The organism is Sphingomonas asaccharolytica NBRC 15499, from assembly GCF_001598355.1.
GTDB classification, from domain to species: Bacteria; Pseudomonadota; Alphaproteobacteria; order Sphingomonadales; family Sphingomonadaceae; genus Sphingomonas; species Sphingomonas asaccharolytica.
Window position 1 is genome coordinate 29,897 of record NZ_BCYU01000013.1, and the last position, 16,520, is coordinate 46,416.

Here is a 16,520-nt window from a genome sequence, read left to right on the forward strand (position 1 = left end):
CGGGATTCAGGGGGCAACGCGGTTGGACATCGCAGCAACGGTACGGAAGGCGGCGAAGATGTCGGGCGAGCTCGGCATCCGGACGCTCGACCTGCAAGCAGACATTACCGAACTGGCCGAGCGCGTGACCGCGCAGGCGACGACGATCGACACGATCGGCGGCGAAGCCGTGCGGCTGGCCGATGACGGCACCGACGTCGCGCGCGCGGCGGAGGAAGCACGGCGCAGCACGGCGGCGGCGCGGCTGGTGATCGAGGATTCGACGCGACAACTGTCCGACGCCTCGATCAATGTCGTCGACCTGATCGACCAGGTCAGCCGGATTCATGCCAGCCTGGGCGCGTTCAACGAGGCCCTCGCTTCGGTCAGCCATGTGACGCAAGTGATCAGCGGGATCGCCAGCCAGACCAATCTACTCGCGCTCAACGCGACGATCGAAGCGGCGCGCGCAGGCGATGCCGGGCGCGGCTTCGCGGTGGTCGCCGGCGAGGTCAAGAAACTGGCGCAGGAAACCGCCGCGGCGACGCAGACGATCGAACGCTCGATCGGGGCGCTAGCAGGTGAGGCGGCGGGCATGCTCGATCGCGTCGCGCATGGCGTCGAGACCGCCAAGACGGCGCATCAGGGCAGCAAGGATATCGAGGAACTGGTCGACCGCTTGAGTGCGCTGATGCGCGATCTATCGATGTCGAGCGAGCGTGTCAGCGACCGGATCGGCTCGATGGTTGAATCGGTGGGTAACATCCGCACCGGCTTGGGCGCTCTGTCGACCACGTCGGGCGCCAATGCCGATGGTCTGCAGCGTTTGTCGGGGCGCGTCACCACGGTGAGCGACGACACAAACACCCTCCTCCAGCATTTCGCCGAGAGCGGGGTCGAGATGATCGATTCGCCCTATATCGCGTTCGGCCTGGATGCGGCGAAACAGGTATCGGACGCGCTTACCCGTGCGGTGGCCGATGGCAGGATATCGATCGCCGATCTGTTCCGCGACACTTATGATCAGATCCCCGGCACCAACCCGCCACTCTACACCCACCCGGTCCAGCCGTTCATCATTCCCGCGGCGCGGCCGTATCAGGAACGGGCGCGGAGCTATAAGGGCTTTTTCGGGATGAGCTTCTCCGACCGCAACGGTTTCGGCGCGGTCGCGATGCCCGAACGCTCGCACGCGCAGCGTCCCGGCGACGATGCCTGGAATGTGGAATATGCACGGTGCGGCATGATGTTCGAGTTCACCGAGACGCAGCAACAGTGCAAGATCACCGACCCGTTCTGCCTCAAGGCCTATCGACGTCAGGTCGCCGATGGAAGCGTCCTGCTGCTCAAGCAGGTGATCGCCTCGATCGCGGTCGAGGGCCGCCATTGGGGCATCCTGCAATTCGCGTATGAGGATCAGGGCTGAGGGTCAGTCTTCGTCGTCTTCCTCGTCGGCTGGCTCGTCCTGCCAACTCGCGTGCAGCGTCGGGATCGTGTTCCACAAGGTCAGCAGATAGATCGCGCCGAATCCCCCGAGCGCGACCGTTTCAGGCGCCGAGCGCTGCTGCAGCCAGGCGATCGCCGGAATGCCGCACAGTCCGAGAAGCGCGACGATCAGGATGATCGGCAGCAGCGTCAGATAGGCTTTGTCGCGGATTTCGGCGTCGCGCTCGTCGACGCGTTCGTTGACCGACATCCAGGGTTTGATCGGGCCCTTGAGCGGGAGCCAGATCGACAGGAGGAAGCACGCCATCAGCACCATCTCGCCGATCCATAGCCAGCCAGGCTTGATGCACGCCATCGCCATCCCAGCGGTGCCCAGCGCAAACGACACCACCGCGAGCCCGCGCAACGGACGGCGCCGTGGCGGATGCAACACCAGACCGGGCACGCCGGTACGATTGGCGATATCGTCGAGGCGTTGAACGAGCGGCTTGGTCGTCATGCGGTTTCTCCCGCCCGGCGCAGAACGGCGGCCACGGGCTCGAAAGGTCTGAACGAAAACAGATGCTCGATCGCGACGTCGAACTCGGCGGCGATCTTCATCGCGAGCTCGAGACTCGGCTTATAGTCGCCGCGCTCGAGATAGCCGATCGTCTGCGGATTGACGCCGACCGCTTCAGCCAGCGCCTTGCGCGAGATGCCGCGTTCGGCGCGGAACAGCCCGATTCGGTTATAGAGCATCATGAGTCGGTTTGCGTTATCATATATTGTGTAAACACAACAAAAACTCGAAAGAGTCAATAAGGCTTGTACGCCGCGCTTCATGCGATAGAGGGCGCGGATGCGATGGGTGAAACGTGCGGGCGCCGGGTTGCTGTGGCTGGTGGTCGCGCTGTGCCTCCCGATCGCGATCATCCCCGAGTTCCTCGACGCGCGTTATTATCGCGGGCCGGTCAGCGGCCATTTCGACGGCGAGCATTTCTTCAATCCCGATGGCGCCGACGATGCGCTGTCGCCGCCGGGCGGTACCGGCACGCTGCTGCGTTATGTGACGGCGCGCGACAATCGCCCCGTCTGGCCCGATCGCGTCGCGGTGACGCCCACCAAGCCCCCGGCACGAGTCGAGGGCGAGCGGATGTTTGCGACCTGGGTGGGACACGCGACGGTGCTGGTCCAGACCAACGGGCTCAACATCCTGACCGATCCGGTGTGGAGCAAGAGCGCGGGGCCGTTCGGGATCGGGCCGACGCGCGTCGCCGAGCCTGGTATCCGGTTCGCGGACCTGCCCAAGATCGACCTGATCCTCGTCAGTCACGATCATTACGACCATATGGACCTGGCGACGCTCAAAAAACTGTGGGACCGCGACCATCCGCTAATCGTCACCAGCCTGGGCAATGACAGCGTGATCGGCCAGGCCGGCGTGCCGGCGCGTGCGCTCGATTGGGGTGGCGAAGTCGCGGTGCGGCCGGGCGTGAGCGTCGTCGTCAATCGCAGCCATCACTGGGACAGCCGCTGGTTCGCCGATCGCAATCGCGCGCTCTGGTCGGGATTGGTCGTGCGACTGCCCGGCGGCAATCTGTTCTTCGCCGGCGATACCGGCGCGGGCGATCTCAAATGGGCAGAGCAGGCGGCGTCCTATGGTCCGATCCGGCTAGCCCTCATCCCGATCGGCGCGTTCCGCTTCACCGACGGGCAGATGGCGGCGGGCAGCCATATCGGCCCGGTCGACGCCGTCGAGGTGTATCGCCGACTCGGCGCGGCGCAGGCGATCGCGATTCACTGGGGAACGTTTCGATTGTCCTATGAAGGCTGGGACACGCCGCCGCGGCTGCTTGCAGCGGCTGAGGCGTGCACCGGGCAACACGGATTCTCCGCAGTGCGGATCGGCCGGACCCTGGACGTGCCCGCCTTTGCGCCACAGCCCGCGCGGCCGGCGATGGCGCGCAGCGACCTGTTGCGCTGCCTCGACACGCCTGCGGTTTCGGCGCTCCGCTGATGCATCGCAATGGGTTGCGTGACCGCTTGGGGTCGGCCGCACCCGATGCTATGAGGCGCCGGGGAGGGGGTGTCGCAATGTCCCGAACAATGGCGCAACGACGCCGCTACGAAACGTCGCTCGATCGCATCGGCCTGGCGATCGGTGCCGGTGGGCTGATGGGGGGCGCAATTGCCGTGCTGCTAATGCTATTCGGCGGCACCTTTGCGATCGGTACGCTGGCTATCGCCTTGGTCATCGGATCGGTGCTGACGGCGCTCGCCGTCACCGCGCTGGCAGCCTTTCCCTGGATGCTGCTCCACGCGGCCGGCCGCCGCGGGCCCGTCAGCGCGGCTTTGCTCGGGGCGGCAATCGGCTTCGTCGTATTCCTGGGCGGGCAAACCTGGATCTACGGCCTGGTCGCAATGCCGGCGATGGACGCGCGGACCTTGCTGTTCCGCTGGGCGAGCGGCGTCGCCACCGCTCTGGTCATGGCCATGATGTCGGCCGGTATCGCAGTGGTGATGTGGCGCGTCGCGTATCGGCGTTTGGATTAGTCGGCTCCGCGTCGTTGGTCGCGGAGCCGGCATAACCGTCAGCGCAGTCGCCTGCTCATTCCTTGCTCTCGGTACCGCGGCATTCGCCGACGCGCTGGGCATCCACCGTCACCTTCACCGACATCGTCCCATAAGGATTGTCTTTGCGGCCCTCTGTGTTCGACGCCATCGTCATGTGATAGCTGGTCGCGCTATAAGTGCCGGTCATCGTAGCCGACATCCTGCCGTCCGCCTGCGCGCAGCTCATTGCTGCATCGAGCTTGCCGCCCGACATGGTGAAATGATCATACTTGCAGCTCTTGTCGTCATTGCCGGTGAAGAACGCCCTGTTGGCCTTGGCGTCTTCCGGCGTGATGCAGGAGACGATCTTGTCGGGCTTGCCCATCTTGCCCGCCAGCGACGCCTGCTGATCCGCAGGTAGCAGCGGCATCTTCATGTCGGCGATCGTGGTGGTGCCTTCCCAGCGACCTGGCTGAACCATCGCGCCATTGTCGGTCGCGGCGGCGACTTTGGCGCCGACCTCGGCACTGCTGGCGTTGGTGGCGGTGACGGTCGGGCCACCCGAATTGCAGGCGGCGAGGGGCAGGGTGATCAGGCAAAAATAGAAAGCACGGCGCATGTTGGTCCTCTCGACTGGAATGATGCGACCGTATTCTTCCCGTCATTGCGGGTTGCGTATGTACTTCACCGGATCGCGACCCGTAGCAATGCGGAAAATCGCCGTGCCACGGGTCCGTGACAATCAGATCAGCTGCACTCGCCGACGCGATGCGCCTCGGTATGCACCTTCTGCGTCATCGACGTCTTGCCAGTCATGCTGACCTCGGCGTCCGAACTCATCGACGTCGCCGAATAGGTGCCGGTAGTCTTCGTCGTCATCGTGCCGGTTGGCAGCTTGCAGTTCATCTCCATGGCGATCTTGCCTCCGGCATAGGTGCTGCTGTTGATCGTGCAGTCGGCCTTGACCTGTTTGAGCAAATCACCCGGACCCTTCGACGCCTGTTCGGGAGTCATACAGGTGGTGGTGGTCATCGGCGCCGGCTTGGGCACGGTCATCCCTGCGGGCATTCCGCTCATCTTGAGATCGGTGACTTCGATCTTGGTCTCCCATTTGCCCGGTTGGAGGCCCAATGCGGTAGCGGACGGTGGGGCATCGCCCGTGGTGGTCACGGCGCCGGTGGCGGAATTGGTGGTGACGGTGGTCGAACTGGTCTTTTGCCCGCAGGCAGCAAGCGCCAACGCGGCAGTGATCAGGATAAGGGTGTTGGTTCGCATCGCTTTTTCTCCTGTTATAGACTTTATGCTGCCCGTTCCCGCTTTGTTGCGGGTTGGCGCGAGAGTCACCATATTCACGTTCTATGGCAATCCAGATTCGCACCAGCTTGGCCGAGCCCGAAACCGGTCAGTCCTTCGTTCCGCACCGTCCCGAACGGCCGGAAAAGGTCGAAGGCGGCAAGGCGTTCAAGCTGGTCAGCGATTACGAGCCCTCCGGCGACCAACCCAGCGCGATCAAGGAACTGACCGAAGCGGCACTGTCCGGCGAGCGCGATCAGGTGCTGCTGGGCGTGACGGGGTCGGGCAAGACCTTCACCATGGCCAAGGTGATCGAGACGCTGCAGCGGCCGGCGCTGATCCTCGCGCCCAACAAGATTCTCGCCGCGCAGCTTTATGGCGAGTTCAAAAGCTTCTTCCCCGACAATGCGGTCGAATATTTCGTCAGCTATTACGATTATTACCAGCCCGAAGCCTATGTGCCGCGGTCGGATACGTACATCGAGAAGGAAAGCTCGGTGAACGAATCGATCGACCGCATGCGCCACTCGGCGACGCGGTCGCTGCTCGAGCGGGACGATGTGATCATCGTCGCCTCGGTCAGCTGCCTCTATGGTATCGGCTCGGTCGAGACCTATTCGGCGATGATCTTCGACCTCAAGAAAGGCCAGACGGTCGATCAGCGCGAGATCGTGCGCAAGCTGGTCGCGCTCCAGTACAAGCGCAACGACGCGGCGTTCCAGCGCGGTAATTTCCGGGTGAAAGGCGACACGCTCGAAATCTTCCCGTCGCATTATGAGGACACCGCCTGGCGGGTGTCGTTCTTCGGCGACGATATCGAGGATATCACCGAGTTCGATCCGCTGACCGGGAAGAAGGTCGCCAGTCTCAATTACGTCCGCGTGTTTGCTAACTCGCACTATGTGACGCCGGGCCCGACGCTCAAACAGGCGATGGAAGCGATCAAGCACGAGCTTGCCGAGCGGCTCAAGGAGCTACAGATCGAAGGTAAATTGCTCGAGGCGCAGCGGCTCGAACAGCGCACGAACTTCGACCTGGAAATGATTGCGGCGACGGGATCTTGTGCGGGTATCGAGAATTACTCGCGCTTCCTGACCGGACGCCTCCCGGGCGAGCCGCCGCCCACTCTGTTCGAATATCTGCCCGAAAATGCCTTGCTGTTCGTCGATGAGAGCCACCAGACGATCGGTCAGATCAACGGCATGGCGCGAGGCGACCATCGCCGGAAGATCACGCTCGCCGAATATGGGTTCCGTCTGCCGTCGTGCATCGACAACCGGCCGCTCAGGTTCAACGAATGGGACGCTATGCGCCCGCAGACGACTTATGTCTCGGCGACTCCCGGCGGTTGGGAAATGGAGCAGACCGGCGGCGTTTTCGCCGAACAGGTCATCCGCCCGACTGGCCTGATCGACCCGCCGGTCGAAATCCGCCCGGTCGAGGAGCAGGTCCAGGACGTCATTCAGGAATGCAACAAGACCACGGCGATGGGCTATCGCACGCTGATCACCACGCTGACCAAGCGGATGGCCGAGGATCTGACCGAATATATGCACGAGGCCGGGGTCAAGGTCCGCTACATGCATTCCGACGTCGAGACGCTGGAGAGAATCGAGCTGATTCGCGATCTTAGGCTTGGTGTCTATGACGTCCTGATAGGCATTAACCTGCTTCGCGAAGGGCTCGACATTCCCGAATGCGGATTGGTCGCGATTCTAGACGCCGACAAGGAAGGGTTCCTGCGCTCGGAAACCTCACTGATCCAGACGATCGGCCGTGCCGCGCGCAACGTCGAAGGCCGGGTGATCCTCTACGCCGATCGCATGACCGGCAGCATGGAACGCGCGCTCAACGAGACCAATCGCCGCCGCGAGAAGCAGGAAGCGTATAATCTCGAACACGGCATCACGCCGACGACGATCAAGCGCAACATCGGCGACATTATCGCGCATGTCGCGTCAAAGGATCAGGTCACCGTCCCGATCGACGAGGCCCGACCGCACATGGTCGGGCACAATCTGCGCGCCTATATCGAGGATCTCGAGAAGAAAATGCGCAAGGCCGCGTCCGACCTCGAGTTCGAGGAAGCCGGGCGCCTGCGCGACGAAATCCGCGCGCTGGAGGCGGAGGAGCTCGGACTGCCCGCGGACGATCGCGTGTTGCCGCCCGTGATGGGACGCTCGAACGAGGGCAAGCCCGGCACGCGCAAGACGCGCTACGGGAAAGTGCAGAAGAAGTTCGGGAGCGGGAGTCGGCGGTAGATCGCTGATTTCGAATCAGCTTAGCGGTAATTTGGCCAGCTGCGTCGTTTCCGTCCTGTCGATCTATCGCCCGTCGTCCGATTCCTGCCCGAAAATGAGGGAAGGTCGATATGGCGACAATCGCGGGACGGGTGGGCGGACGGCTAGTCGCCGAAAGGCGATTCTTCTTAGGCATGGCGGCGGCGATGGCAGTCCTGACTTTCATCGGTTTTGCACCATCGTACTACCTATCCACCATCTTCGCCGGCCCGCGCCTGTCGCTCCTCGTCCATGTCCATGGCGCCATCTTCACGCTGTGGATGCTGCTCTACGTGGTCCAGACCGGTCTGATCTCCGCCGGACGCACCGACGTGCATCGCATCGTCGGGTCGGCGGCAGTGCTGGTCGCCGTGGCGATGGTGCCGCTGGGCATCGCTACCGCGATCATCACCAAGCAGGCCGCCGCCGCGGCGCATTTGCCGCCATCGGGTCCGCCGTTGGCCTTCCCGCTCGGCGCGGTGCTGACCTTCGCGGTGCTGACCGGCTGGGCCGTGGCGATGCGCCGGCGCGCCGCCTGGCACAAGCGTCTGATGCTGCTCGGCACGCTCGCGCTGCTGACGACGCCGTTGGCGCGGGTGACTCGGATGTCGCATTTGCCGCTTACCCCGCCCTTGGGCGGGATGGTGCTGACCGACCTCCTATTGCTGGTGCTGGTAGCCTACGATCTGCGCACGACGGGCAAGCTGCACGCGGCAACCAAATGGGGTGGGGCATTCTTCCTGCTCACCCAGGTTATCCGCATCGTGCTCAACATGACGCCCGCCTGGCAGGCCTTTGCGAAAAGCCTGACCGGTTGAGTCAGCCGACCGTCAGGTCCTGCTTGTCCGCTCCGTAATAGCTGGCCAGCCGGTCGGCATAGGCCTGATCGAAATCGGGCGCGGCGCCGGACCAATTGGGGCCGCCCTCCAAGGTCTTGGGTTCGACGCTGGCGACATAGGCGTCGGCGGCGAGGTCATAGGCGAGGAGCTGGATCGGCACCGCGTAGAAATGCTTGCCGACGCCGAGGAAGCCACCAAGGCTCAGCACCGCGTACATCGCCCGGCCCGATCTCTTGTGCACCATGAAGGCGTGGAGCGTGCCGATCGTCTTGCCGCCGTCGCGGCCCCTGACCTTCATCGTCGTATCCAGGCTCGCCGCCACCAGGGGTTGGATGCTCGTCTCGGCCACTTTTGCCCTTTCGCGGTTGAATGCGAAACGATCGTAGCGCGACGTACGTCGCCGATCCACGCCCGAATGGCGCTTTGGGGTTGAGGCGCGCAGCGCTCGCGGCCATGGTCGGGCGATGCGCTACAAGTTCGCCGCCGTCGCAACGTCTGCCGCCCTCTTGCTCGCCGGCTGCGTCCCGCCGCCCGCGCCGCCGCCGGTCTCGCGGCCTGCACCGCCGCCCGTGGGTCGGCCGAGCCCGTCACCGGCGGTTACGCCGCCGCTCGCGTCCGACTGGAACCAATGGCCGTTCACGCCGGGCGACTGGGCCTATCGCAAGGACGGCGTGGGTTCGATCGCCTTGTTCGGGCCGGTCGGCGCCGACGCGTTGTTGACGCTGCGCTGCGACCGCACGCGGGGGGCGATGTATCTGTCGGTCCAGGGCGCTGGCGATGCGGCGACGATCCGCACGACGACGTTGACGCGCTCGATCCCGTTGCGCGCGACCGGCGGCGATGCCGGCTATGTCGCTAGCCAGTTCGCACCGAGCGATGCCATGCTGGACGCGATGGTGTTCAGCCGCGGGCGGTTCGTCGTCGATCGCGTTGGCGGAGCACCTTTGGTCGTGCCGCCTTATGCCGAACTTGGTCGTGTGATCGAGGATTGCCGGGGATAAGTTCGTCGCCTCGCACGTTTTTAGCGCGAGGAGATGACACATGATCCGCAAGCTCAAATCGGGCGAATACCGGCTCTACTCACGCAAGGTCGATCCCAAGACGCATAAGCGCCGCAACCTCGGCACGTTCGACACGCGTGAGGGCGCCGAGAAGCACGAACGTGAAGTGCAATATTTCAAGCGGCATTGATGCGATGGCAGCCGCAAAGAAGTGGTCGCAGGACGTCACCAAACATTCGAACGCGCTCGACCTCGAGCGGGACGTTTTTACGCGCGACGACCCAAAATTGATCGCGCTCTCGCTCAAGCGCTCCGCCGAGCATAGCCATCGCCGAAAGGGGTCGCCGTTCCAATCGGCGATGTCGATGCTGACTTTCTATATCAACCGCGCGGGCAAGGACCTGCCGGCGAAGCAGAAAAAGGTGCTGGAAAAGGCAAAAGAAGAGCTCCGCGCCGCGTTCGGGCGCTGACAAGCAACAGGCCGAAGAGAATCGTCGATTTTCTCGAACATTACAAGACTTGAATTACGAGTCCGTACGATTCACATTGAGGTCGTGGCCAGTGTTGGTCACGGTGTTTCAACAAGCGAAAGGAGGTGATCCGATGTCTCATGGTTCAGCAGTGGGGTCGGTTCAGTTCGTTCGGGGGACGCGCCGCTAAGTCCGCCGATCCTTTGCGGGGGGTATCCTCCCTCAATCAACGCTTAGGGTCACAGGAATAGCGGTCCGCATGGTCCTCCGGGCTGGAGCTTCCGGCCGCTGACCATGTTAGGAGGTTGCCGGGGATGGGAATCCCCGGCAGCCTCTTTTCATTTAATAGCCTATCGAACGGTAAAAACGGGGACGTCATGACCGCGGATGTGAAATATCGCCTGGGCGGGTTGCTCTGCCTGATCGCCTTTGTCGGCTTTGGCTGGTGGGGTATCTGGCTGCCGCTGCAGGCGGCGCAGGCGCACGCCGCCGAAGTCCGTTATTCGCTCAAGATCTTCGTGCTCGTCCCCGCCTTGCTGGTGTTTGGGCTGTTCTTCCTGATCGGCGGCGCACGCTGGAGCTATCGCGACGCCGAGAACCGAAAGCTGACCGCAGCTGGCTGGGCCTTGATGGCAGTGGTGGCCGTGATTTCCGGGCTGAGCTTCTGGTGGCTGCAGCACACGTTTGCCGCACTGGGCTACACGTCCGGCTGAGGTCTTACGGTTCGCCCCGAATCGCTCAGGCGATCTCGTACGCTTCGCTGTCAAAGCGCTTCATCATTCGAGCGAATTCGGCGGTGTTCCCGGCCCAGTTGTTGGGCATCACGCCGTTATCGGTCTTGTACCAGCTGCCGCATCCCGCTGCCCAGGAGGTGGTCGCCAGCCGTGCCTGTAGCGTCCGGTTATAGGCGTGGTGCGCATCGGGCTTGACCGCGATCCGGCGTGCATCGCCGCGTGCCAGCTTGAGGATCGCGGGCAGCGCATATTCCATCTGGCGCTCGACCATGAAGATGATCGAATTGTGCCCGAGATTGGTGTTGGGGCCATAGAGCAGAAACAGGTTTGGGAAGCCGGAGACAGTGGTGCCGCGATACGCGCTGGCGCCGTTCGTCCAGGTCTGCGCCAGGCTCCCGTTCGGTCCGTTGATTGCGATCGGCGCGACGAAGCCGTGCGTTTCGAACCCGGTTGCCCAGACGATCGTATCGAGCTCTATCAGCGTGCCGTCGGTAAGCCGCGCGCCGGCCGGTTCGACCCGGTCGATCGCGCGCGTTTCGAGCGTGACGTTGTCGCGCAGCAGCGCCGGATAATAATCGTCGGATACGAGCGTGCGCTTGCAACCGATAGGAAAGTCCGGCGTCAGCACCTGGCGCAAGGCGGGATCGGGAATGGTCGCGGCGAGATAATCTAGCGCGATCTTTTCGACCTCGCGTGCCTTGGCGCCACCCGGATTGGCGATTGCCGGATGGATCGCCTCGAGCCGTCGCCAGATCAGCGCGCGAAACGCCTTTCTCAGCAACGGGACGTTCGCGAAGAGCCGCTTCACCATTGGTGCGATCGGCGCGTCCATGCGCGGAATGATCCAGTGCGGAGATCGTTGGAACACGGTGAGATGCGCGGCTTCGCGGGCGATTTCGGGCACGATCTGGATAGCGCTGGCGCCGGTGCCGATCACTCCGACGCGCTTGCCGGCAATCGGGGCGTCTTCATGCCAGCGCGCGGTATGGATCTGGGTGCCGGCAAAACTCTTGCGCCCGGGTAAATCGGGCGTGCGCGGGCGGTTGAGCTGGCCGGTCGCAACGATCAGCACCGGCGCGCGCCAGCGATTGCCGTCGGTCGAGGTGACCGTCCACCGCGCGCTCGCCTCATCCCAATCGGCGCTCGTGACCTCGACGCCCAGGCAAAGGTGCGGTCGCAAGCGAAAACGGTTCGCCTGGTCGCGGAAATAATCGAGAATCTCGGGCTGGCGCGCGAACATGCGCGACCAATGCGGATTGCCGGCGAAGCTATAGCTGTAGAGGTGGCTGGGGACGTCGCAACCCGACCCCGGATAACAATTGTCGAGCCAGGTTCCGCCGACCTCCAGGCTCTTTTCGAGCACGGCGAAATCGACCTCTGCCTGTTTCAGTCGGATAGCGGCGAGCAGCCCCGACATGCCGGCACCGATGATGATCGCCTGGGTTTCTAGCGGGGCAGCCATGACGATAGCATAACGTGCGCATCCCGCTTGTCGAAGGGGAGGAGTTGGACGATGAAGGCGCGCCATAAAAGGGGACCACCATGCGCCGCTTCGCCGCTCTGATCCTGCTCGCCACACCGTTGCCCGCGATCGCGAAGGATGCGCCGGCGCAGCATGCCGTGACCGAGGTCTCGATCGATCAGTTGCGATCGCGCATGGACAAGGGACAGGACACCAGCGCCGACATCACGCGCGCCTATCTCGATCGCATCGCGGAGATGGACCGCAAGGGCCCGGCGTTGCGCGCAATCATCGCGCTCAATTCCGATGCGCTGGCCCAGGCTAAGGCGAGCGACGCGCGGCGCAAGGCGAAGAAGCTGCTAGGCCCGCTCGACGGCATCCCGATCCTGATCAAGGACAATATCGAGACGAAAGACCCGGTGCCGACCACCGCGGGCAGCCTGGCGCTGAGGGACAATCTGACCCATCGCGACGCACCGGTGATCGCTTTGCTCCGCGCGCAGGGTGCGGTGATCTTGGGCAAGACCAACCTCAGCGAATGGGCCAATATCCGCTCGACCAAGGCGATGAGCGGATGGAGCGGCATAGGCGGGCTGGTGCGCAATCCTTATGGGCTTGACCGTACAGCTTGCGGCTCGTCGAGCGGGACTGGTGCGGCGGTGGCGGCGAGTTTTGCCGCGGCGGGGCTGGGGACCGAGACCGACGGATCGGTGGTCTGCCCCTCGTCAATCAACGGACTGGTCGGGCTCAAGCCGACGCTTGGGCTGGTCAGCCGCACTTATGTCGTGCCGATCAGTCATAGCCAGGATACGCCCGGGCCGATGGCGCGCAGCGTCCGCGATGTCGCGACCTTGTTCTCGGCGATGGTCGGCAGCGACCCGGCCGATGCGGCGACCAAGGATGCCGGCAAATACCGCAAGGACTTCACCGGCGGACTGACGGCCGCATCGCTCAAGGGCGTGCGGATCGCGGTTTATCGCCCCGACATGTCACCGCTGGTCGCCGTGCGGTTCGATCAAGCGTTGGCGGTGCTCAAGGCGCAAGGCGCGGTGCTGGTCGACGTCCAGCGGCCCAAGACCGACGGCATGGGCGATGCCGAGTTCGACGTGTTCAAGTTCGAGCTGAAGACTGACCTCAACAAATATCTCGCCTCGACCCCGCCGGGCGTGAAGACCCGCACGATCGACGACGTGATCGCGTTCGACACCGCCAATGCCGATGCCGAAATGCCGTATTTCGCGCAGGAGATTTTCGACATGGCGGCGAAGTCGAAGGGGACGGACGAGCCGACCTATCAGGCGCAGCGCGACAAATCCTTGGCTCTCGCCAAGGGGGCGATCGACGGCATGCTCAAACAGGCCGATGCGACGATCCTGGTGCAGCCGACTTATGGCCCGGCCTGGCTGAGCGACCCGATCTATGGCGATCAATATAACGGGCCGAGCTCGTCCGAACTGCCGGCGATTTCCGGCTATCCCAATCTGACGGTGCCGATGGGACTGGTGCGCGGGTTGCCGACCGGGCTGTCGTTCATCGGCCCGGCCTATAGCGACGGCAAGCTGCTCGAGGCGGGGTATGTCTATGAGCAGGCGTCGAAGGCGCGGGTGGCCCCGAATTATGCCGTGACGGCCGATGCGGGGGAGAGGGTCGAGGGCGCGCGCTGAGTCGCCTTTGCCAACCCAACTCAATCAGCCTTTAGCTTTCATCGCTCCTCGAGCAATTCCTCGCGCACCTTGACCGCGAGCAGCGAGGTGCGGACCTCGACGATGAAGCTGACCAAAGCCGCGATCAACAGAAGCATCGCAAGCGTGAAGGTGAGGGCGACGATCGTCGCAATGCGCAGCCCGATCAGTTCGGCGACGAATAATTGCGCGACGACCAGGCACGTCATCACCGCGCTCGATACGGCCAGGAACAGCCCGAAATTTATCACCCGGATGCGGCGGTCGAGGATCCGCAGCTCCGAGACATAGCGGTCGCGGTCCGGACCGCTGGACAAAGGATGGAGCTTCTCGAGATCCCGCACCCGGTCGACCACGCGCGCCATCCGGCCGACCAGCACGTTGAGCAAGGCGCCGATGCCGGTCAGCATGAACACCGGCGACAGCGAGAGCTGGATTGTCTGGGCGATCGTCGAGACGGTATTGGGTTGCATCGTCTGATATCATGGCGGGCTATCGGCGATTAGGGAAGCGGTAGGAGTAAGCGCCTAGTTCGCGAGGCGCGCCGGCTAAAAACGGCTTGGTAACGGCTGACCGGTATAGCCGGCGATCATGACCAAGCCGATGCTGCTCAGCGAGTTCACACGCCTGCCCCCCGCGATGCGCGCCACTGCGTTCGACGGGCTGTCGGCGTTGATCGATGCCGTCGCGGAGCAGGCGGATGAGGGGCATCGATTCCTCCGCTATCAATGGTTCGCCGCATCGCTGGCCGCTTATGGCGGTCGCGCGCGGACCTTGATCGTCGAACGCGACGGCTATCCGGTCATCGCGCTGCCGCTGGCCGGGTTCGGGCCTGAGGCGGCGAGGCTCGCCGCGATCCCCGGCTGCTATTGGCCGTTTCGCGGCTTTCCGGCCTGCACCGATGCCTCCGACGCCGCGTTCGACGTGCTGGTCGATCGACTGGGGCAAGAGGTCAACGGTCTGCGCATCGGCCCGTCTTATGATGGCGATCCTGCACTTAGCGGGCTGATCGCGGCGGCGAGGCGGCGGCGCTGGGTCGTGCTGGACCGCTTCGTGGCCGATTCCTATCTGCTCGACATGGCCGCGGCACAAAGCCAGGCCGCCTGGCCACGCGCGTCGACGCTCAAGAAGAACCGGTTCCACCAAAAGCATCTAGCGGATCGCGGCGCGCTCGACTGGCGTTTCATGAGTGGCGCCGACCTAGCCGCGGGAGGGTTCGATCAGCTGGCCGCGGTCGAACAGAAAAGCTGGATCGCCGCACGCACCGATGGCAGCGACGCCAAATTCACCAAGCGCGGTCATGGTGCGTTCTGGCGCCAGGCCGCCGCCGATCCGGTGATCGCCGAGATGATGTCGGCGGCGTTGTTGACGGTCGACGGGGCTCCTGCCGCCTTTTCGTTCGATCTCAATTTGGGGGCGCTGAAATACGCCGTCGCCAACAGCTACGACCCCGCCTTTGCCAAACATTCGCCGGGCCGGCTGCTCTACTATCGCAATCTCGTCCGGGCGTTGCAGCAGGGTATGACCAAGGTCGATTGGGGTGCGGGCGACAGCGGCTACAAGAGCACGATCGGCGCCGAACCGGGACCGGTGATCCGCGACTGGCTATTGCTCCGGCCCGGTGCGCCATCGATGCTCGGCCGCGTGCTCCAAGGGATGTGGCGGCGGAGCGGACAGGCGCCGGACCAGCCGCCCAGGCTGACCGACACCGCCGATTAATCGCTCTCGTCGTCGCGCGACGACAGACCCAGCGAGAATCCCTTCGCCTCGGCGGCATCGAGCGCAGCGCGCACCGCCTCGGTGATTGCCTTGCGGGTGACGCCGGAGCCGGCGTGCAGCTTCAGGGTCAAACTGTTCTTGTTGGCGTTCGCGCTCATCGCCAACCGGCCGGTGGGGCCGCGTAGTTCGGCGGATTGTTCCGGCGCGGGACTCGACGCGTCGTTCAACTGCCGCAGCACTTCCGCCGCCGGATAGGGCGCGAGGCCGTCGGTACGGCGGGCCATCTGCGCGCGGGCGATCTGGATCGCGGTCGCCATGATCACCGGCCCGGCCGGTCCGTCGAGCTTCTGCGCCAGCGTATAGGCGGGCTTGAGATGGAGATCGCCCGGCGACCCGAACGCCGCGAGCAACTGATCGGGCAGGGCCGAGACCCGGATCATCTTGGACAGCCAGGATTTGGACAGCGCCAGCCGCTCGGCCATCCGCGTCAGATGGCCGTCATAATGGTCGTGAAGCGCGGCCGCGTAATTGCGCGCGCGTTCGATGTCGGACACGTCCTTGCGCGCGCGATTTTCCAGATCGGCGAGGCGGAAGGCGGCCTCATCGTCGAGAATCTCGACCTGGATCAGGAAGCGCAGCGACGGCATACTGGTCGCACGCAGATACGACACCGCGAAATGGCGCCGCGTGCCGGCGATCACTTCATATTCGTACAGCGCATCGTCGAACACCGGACGCACGACAGCCGCGACCTTCTGCATTCCCTCGGTCGCGATCGACTGGATCAGATCGCGGCAATTGTCGGGATTGAGGTCGTGATAGATGCGCGCATTGCCCGGCCAGATGCGGACGCGGGCCGGATCGACCAGGAATTGCATCGCCTCATAGGCCCATTCGTCGCGGCGACGCGGTTCGACCGGCGGCGGCTCCGCCGACTGAACGACCGCCGGCTCGGCGGGCGGTGGGGAGGGAATGGACGCCGTCCCGTCAGCCTCGGCGCGCGCGCGGTTGAACAGGCTGGCAAAGCTGGGCTTGTCGCGACGCTCGGTCATTGCGCGCCACGATAGTCCGGGTTTGACGCCGC

At 64.1% G+C, this 16,520-nt stretch carries 19 protein-coding genes; 11 read left to right on the forward strand and 8 right to left on the reverse strand.

What is annotated here, in order from left to right:
- Positions 1-58: 58 nt before the first annotated feature.
- Complete coding sequence (locus SAS01S_RS05220; protein WP_066805995.1) at positions 59-1,405, forward strand: methyl-accepting chemotaxis protein; 1,347 nt, start codon at positions 59-61, stop codon at positions 1,403-1,405.
- Between the two features lie 3 nt (positions 1,406-1,408).
- On the opposite strand, the gene SAS01S_RS05225 is transcribed toward SAS01S_RS05220, so the two are convergent.
- Together SAS01S_RS05225 and SAS01S_RS05230 are read right to left on the reverse strand one after the other, a co-directional pair.
- Positions 1,409-1,924, reverse strand: coding sequence for a hypothetical protein (locus SAS01S_RS05225; RefSeq protein ID WP_066805900.1), 516 nt, complete (start codon positions 1,922-1,924; stop codon positions 1,409-1,411).
- On the reverse strand, positions 1,921-2,166 hold the full coding sequence (locus tag SAS01S_RS05230; RefSeq protein WP_066805902.1) for a helix-turn-helix transcriptional regulator: 246 nt from the start codon (positions 2,164-2,166) through the stop codon (positions 1,921-1,923). Before SAS01S_RS05230 ends, SAS01S_RS05225 begins: the two co-directional genes overlap by 4 nt.
- A gap of 97 nt (positions 2,167-2,263) precedes the next feature.
- On the opposite strand from SAS01S_RS05230, the gene SAS01S_RS05235 reads away from it, so the two are divergent.
- Complete coding sequence (locus SAS01S_RS05235; RefSeq protein WP_066805904.1) at positions 2,264-3,421, forward strand: MBL fold metallo-hydrolase; 1,158 nt, start codon at positions 2,264-2,266, stop codon at positions 3,419-3,421.
- Between the two features lie 77 nt (positions 3,422-3,498).
- Positions 3,499-3,957, forward strand: a complete 459-nt coding sequence (locus SAS01S_RS05240) for a hypothetical protein (protein WP_245656755.1) — start codon at positions 3,499-3,501, stop codon at positions 3,955-3,957.
- A 55-nt stretch (positions 3,958-4,012) separates the two neighbouring features.
- Here the strand turns inward: SAS01S_RS05240 and SAS01S_RS05245 are convergent, their stop codons facing one another.
- Both SAS01S_RS05245 and SAS01S_RS05250 read right to left on the reverse strand, forming a co-directional pair.
- Complete coding sequence (locus tag SAS01S_RS05245; RefSeq protein WP_066805908.1) at positions 4,013-4,576, reverse strand: DUF3617 domain-containing protein; 564 nt, start codon at positions 4,574-4,576, stop codon at positions 4,013-4,015.
- 128 nt (positions 4,577-4,704) lie between these two features.
- Positions 4,705-5,232, reverse strand: coding sequence for a DUF3617 domain-containing protein (locus SAS01S_RS05250; RefSeq protein WP_066805911.1), 528 nt, complete (start codon positions 5,230-5,232; stop codon positions 4,705-4,707).
- Positions 5,233-5,315: 83 nt separating this feature from the next.
- On the opposite strand from SAS01S_RS05250, the gene uvrB reads away from it, so the two are divergent.
- Positions 5,316-7,511 (forward strand): excinuclease ABC subunit UvrB, encoded by a 2,196-nt coding sequence (uvrB, locus tag SAS01S_RS05255; protein WP_066805913.1) that lies wholly within the window; start codon positions 5,316-5,318, stop codon positions 7,509-7,511.
- Positions 7,512-7,621: 110 nt separating this feature from the next.
- A complete protein-coding gene (locus SAS01S_RS05260) occupies positions 7,622-8,347 on the forward strand; it encodes a hypothetical protein (protein WP_169804900.1) in 726 nt (241 codons plus the stop codon).
- A gap of 1 nt (position 8,348) precedes the next feature.
- On the opposite strand, the gene SAS01S_RS05265 is transcribed toward SAS01S_RS05260, so the two are convergent.
- Positions 8,349-8,717: a PRC-barrel domain-containing protein gene (locus tag SAS01S_RS05265; protein WP_066805916.1), complete on the reverse strand. Its 369-nt coding sequence runs from the start codon at positions 8,715-8,717 to the stop codon at positions 8,349-8,351.
- Positions 8,718-8,832: 115 nt separating this feature from the next.
- Here SAS01S_RS05265 and SAS01S_RS05270 point away from each other — a divergent pair, with 115 nt between their 5' ends.
- From SAS01S_RS05270 to SAS01S_RS05280, 4 genes are all read left to right on the forward strand, one after another.
- On the forward strand, positions 8,833-9,369 hold the full coding sequence (locus tag SAS01S_RS05270) for a hypothetical protein (RefSeq protein ID WP_066805917.1): 537 nt from the start codon (positions 8,833-8,835) through the stop codon (positions 9,367-9,369).
- Between the two features lie 40 nt (positions 9,370-9,409).
- Positions 9,410-9,559 (forward strand): hypothetical protein, encoded by a 150-nt coding sequence (locus SAS01S_RS22405; protein WP_157082174.1) that lies wholly within the window; start codon positions 9,410-9,412, stop codon positions 9,557-9,559.
- A gap of 4 nt (positions 9,560-9,563) precedes the next feature.
- Positions 9,564-9,839, forward strand: coding sequence for a DUF3175 domain-containing protein (locus SAS01S_RS05275; RefSeq protein WP_066805918.1), 276 nt, complete (start codon positions 9,564-9,566; stop codon positions 9,837-9,839).
- 377 nt (positions 9,840-10,216) lie between these two features.
- Positions 10,217-10,552: a hypothetical protein gene (locus tag SAS01S_RS05280; RefSeq protein ID WP_066805919.1), complete on the forward strand. Its 336-nt coding sequence runs from the start codon at positions 10,217-10,219 to the stop codon at positions 10,550-10,552.
- A gap of 25 nt (positions 10,553-10,577) precedes the next feature.
- On the opposite strand, the gene SAS01S_RS05285 is transcribed toward SAS01S_RS05280, so the two are convergent.
- A complete protein-coding gene (locus SAS01S_RS05285) occupies positions 10,578-12,035 on the reverse strand; it encodes a flavin-containing monooxygenase (protein ID WP_066805920.1) in 1,458 nt (485 codons plus the stop codon).
- Between the two features lie 80 nt (positions 12,036-12,115).
- Here SAS01S_RS05285 and SAS01S_RS05290 point away from each other — a divergent pair, with 80 nt between their 5' ends.
- Positions 12,116-13,699: an amidase gene (locus tag SAS01S_RS05290; protein ID WP_066805921.1), complete on the forward strand. Its 1,584-nt coding sequence runs from the start codon at positions 12,116-12,118 to the stop codon at positions 13,697-13,699.
- Between the two features lie 38 nt (positions 13,700-13,737).
- Here the strand turns inward: SAS01S_RS05290 and SAS01S_RS05295 are convergent, their stop codons facing one another.
- Positions 13,738-14,190, reverse strand: a complete 453-nt coding sequence (locus tag SAS01S_RS05295; RefSeq protein ID WP_066805923.1) for a DUF2721 domain-containing protein — start codon at positions 14,188-14,190, stop codon at positions 13,738-13,740.
- 118 nt (positions 14,191-14,308) lie between these two features.
- Here SAS01S_RS05295 and SAS01S_RS05300 point away from each other — a divergent pair, with 118 nt between their 5' ends.
- Positions 14,309-15,436: a GNAT family N-acetyltransferase gene (locus SAS01S_RS05300; RefSeq protein WP_066805925.1), complete on the forward strand. Its 1,128-nt coding sequence runs from the start codon at positions 14,309-14,311 to the stop codon at positions 15,434-15,436.
- On the opposite strand, the gene SAS01S_RS05305 is transcribed toward SAS01S_RS05300, so the two are convergent.
- Complete coding sequence (locus tag SAS01S_RS05305) at positions 15,433-16,488, reverse strand: ParB/RepB/Spo0J family partition protein (RefSeq protein ID WP_084238544.1); 1,056 nt, start codon at positions 16,486-16,488, stop codon at positions 15,433-15,435. The two genes, SAS01S_RS05300 and SAS01S_RS05305, sit on opposite strands and share 4 nt — an antisense overlap.
- Between the last annotated feature and the right edge of the window lie 32 nt (positions 16,489-16,520).

Bases quoted from the DNA above. Each gene is read 5' to 3' on its own strand.
- SAS01S_RS05220 (WP_066805995.1), top strand. From the start codon at position 59: ATGTCGGGCGAGCTCGGCATCCGGACGCTCGACCTGCAAGCAGACATT.
- SAS01S_RS05225 (WP_066805900.1), bottom strand. From the start codon at position 1,924: ATGACGACCAAGCCGCTCGTTCAACGCCTCGACGATATCGCCAATCGT.
- SAS01S_RS05230 (WP_066805902.1), bottom strand. From the start codon at position 2,166: ATGATGCTCTATAACCGAATCGGGCTGTTCCGCGCCGAACGCGGCATC.
- SAS01S_RS05235 (WP_066805904.1), top strand. From the start codon at position 2,264: ATGCGATGGGTGAAACGTGCGGGCGCCGGGTTGCTGTGGCTGGTGGTC.
- SAS01S_RS05240 (WP_245656755.1), top strand. From the start codon at position 3,499: ATGTCCCGAACAATGGCGCAACGACGCCGCTACGAAACGTCGCTCGAT.
- SAS01S_RS05245 (WP_066805908.1), bottom strand. From the start codon at position 4,576: ATGCGCCGTGCTTTCTATTTTTGCCTGATCACCCTGCCCCTCGCCGCC.
- SAS01S_RS05250 (WP_066805911.1), bottom strand. From the start codon at position 5,232: ATGCGAACCAACACCCTTATCCTGATCACTGCCGCGTTGGCGCTTGCT.
- uvrB (WP_066805913.1), top strand. From the start codon at position 5,316: ATGGCAATCCAGATTCGCACCAGCTTGGCCGAGCCCGAAACCGGTCAG.
- SAS01S_RS05260 (WP_169804900.1), top strand. From the start codon at position 7,622: ATGGCGACAATCGCGGGACGGGTGGGCGGACGGCTAGTCGCCGAAAGG.
- SAS01S_RS05270 (WP_066805917.1), top strand. From the start codon at position 8,833: ATGCGCTACAAGTTCGCCGCCGTCGCAACGTCTGCCGCCCTCTTGCTC.
- SAS01S_RS22405 (WP_157082174.1), top strand. From the start codon at position 9,410: ATGATCCGCAAGCTCAAATCGGGCGAATACCGGCTCTACTCACGCAAG.
- SAS01S_RS05275 (WP_066805918.1), top strand. From the start codon at position 9,564: ATGGCAGCCGCAAAGAAGTGGTCGCAGGACGTCACCAAACATTCGAAC.
- SAS01S_RS05280 (WP_066805919.1), top strand. From the start codon at position 10,217: ATGACCGCGGATGTGAAATATCGCCTGGGCGGGTTGCTCTGCCTGATC.
- SAS01S_RS05285 (WP_066805920.1), bottom strand. From the start codon at position 12,035: ATGGCTGCCCCGCTAGAAACCCAGGCGATCATCATCGGTGCCGGCATG.
- SAS01S_RS05290 (WP_066805921.1), top strand. From the start codon at position 12,116: ATGCGCCGCTTCGCCGCTCTGATCCTGCTCGCCACACCGTTGCCCGCG.
- SAS01S_RS05295 (WP_066805923.1), bottom strand. From the start codon at position 14,190: ATGCAACCCAATACCGTCTCGACGATCGCCCAGACAATCCAGCTCTCG.
- SAS01S_RS05300 (WP_066805925.1), top strand. From the start codon at position 14,309: ATGACCAAGCCGATGCTGCTCAGCGAGTTCACACGCCTGCCCCCCGCG.
- SAS01S_RS05305 (WP_084238544.1), bottom strand. From the start codon at position 16,488: ATGACCGAGCGTCGCGACAAGCCCAGCTTTGCCAGCCTGTTCAACCGC.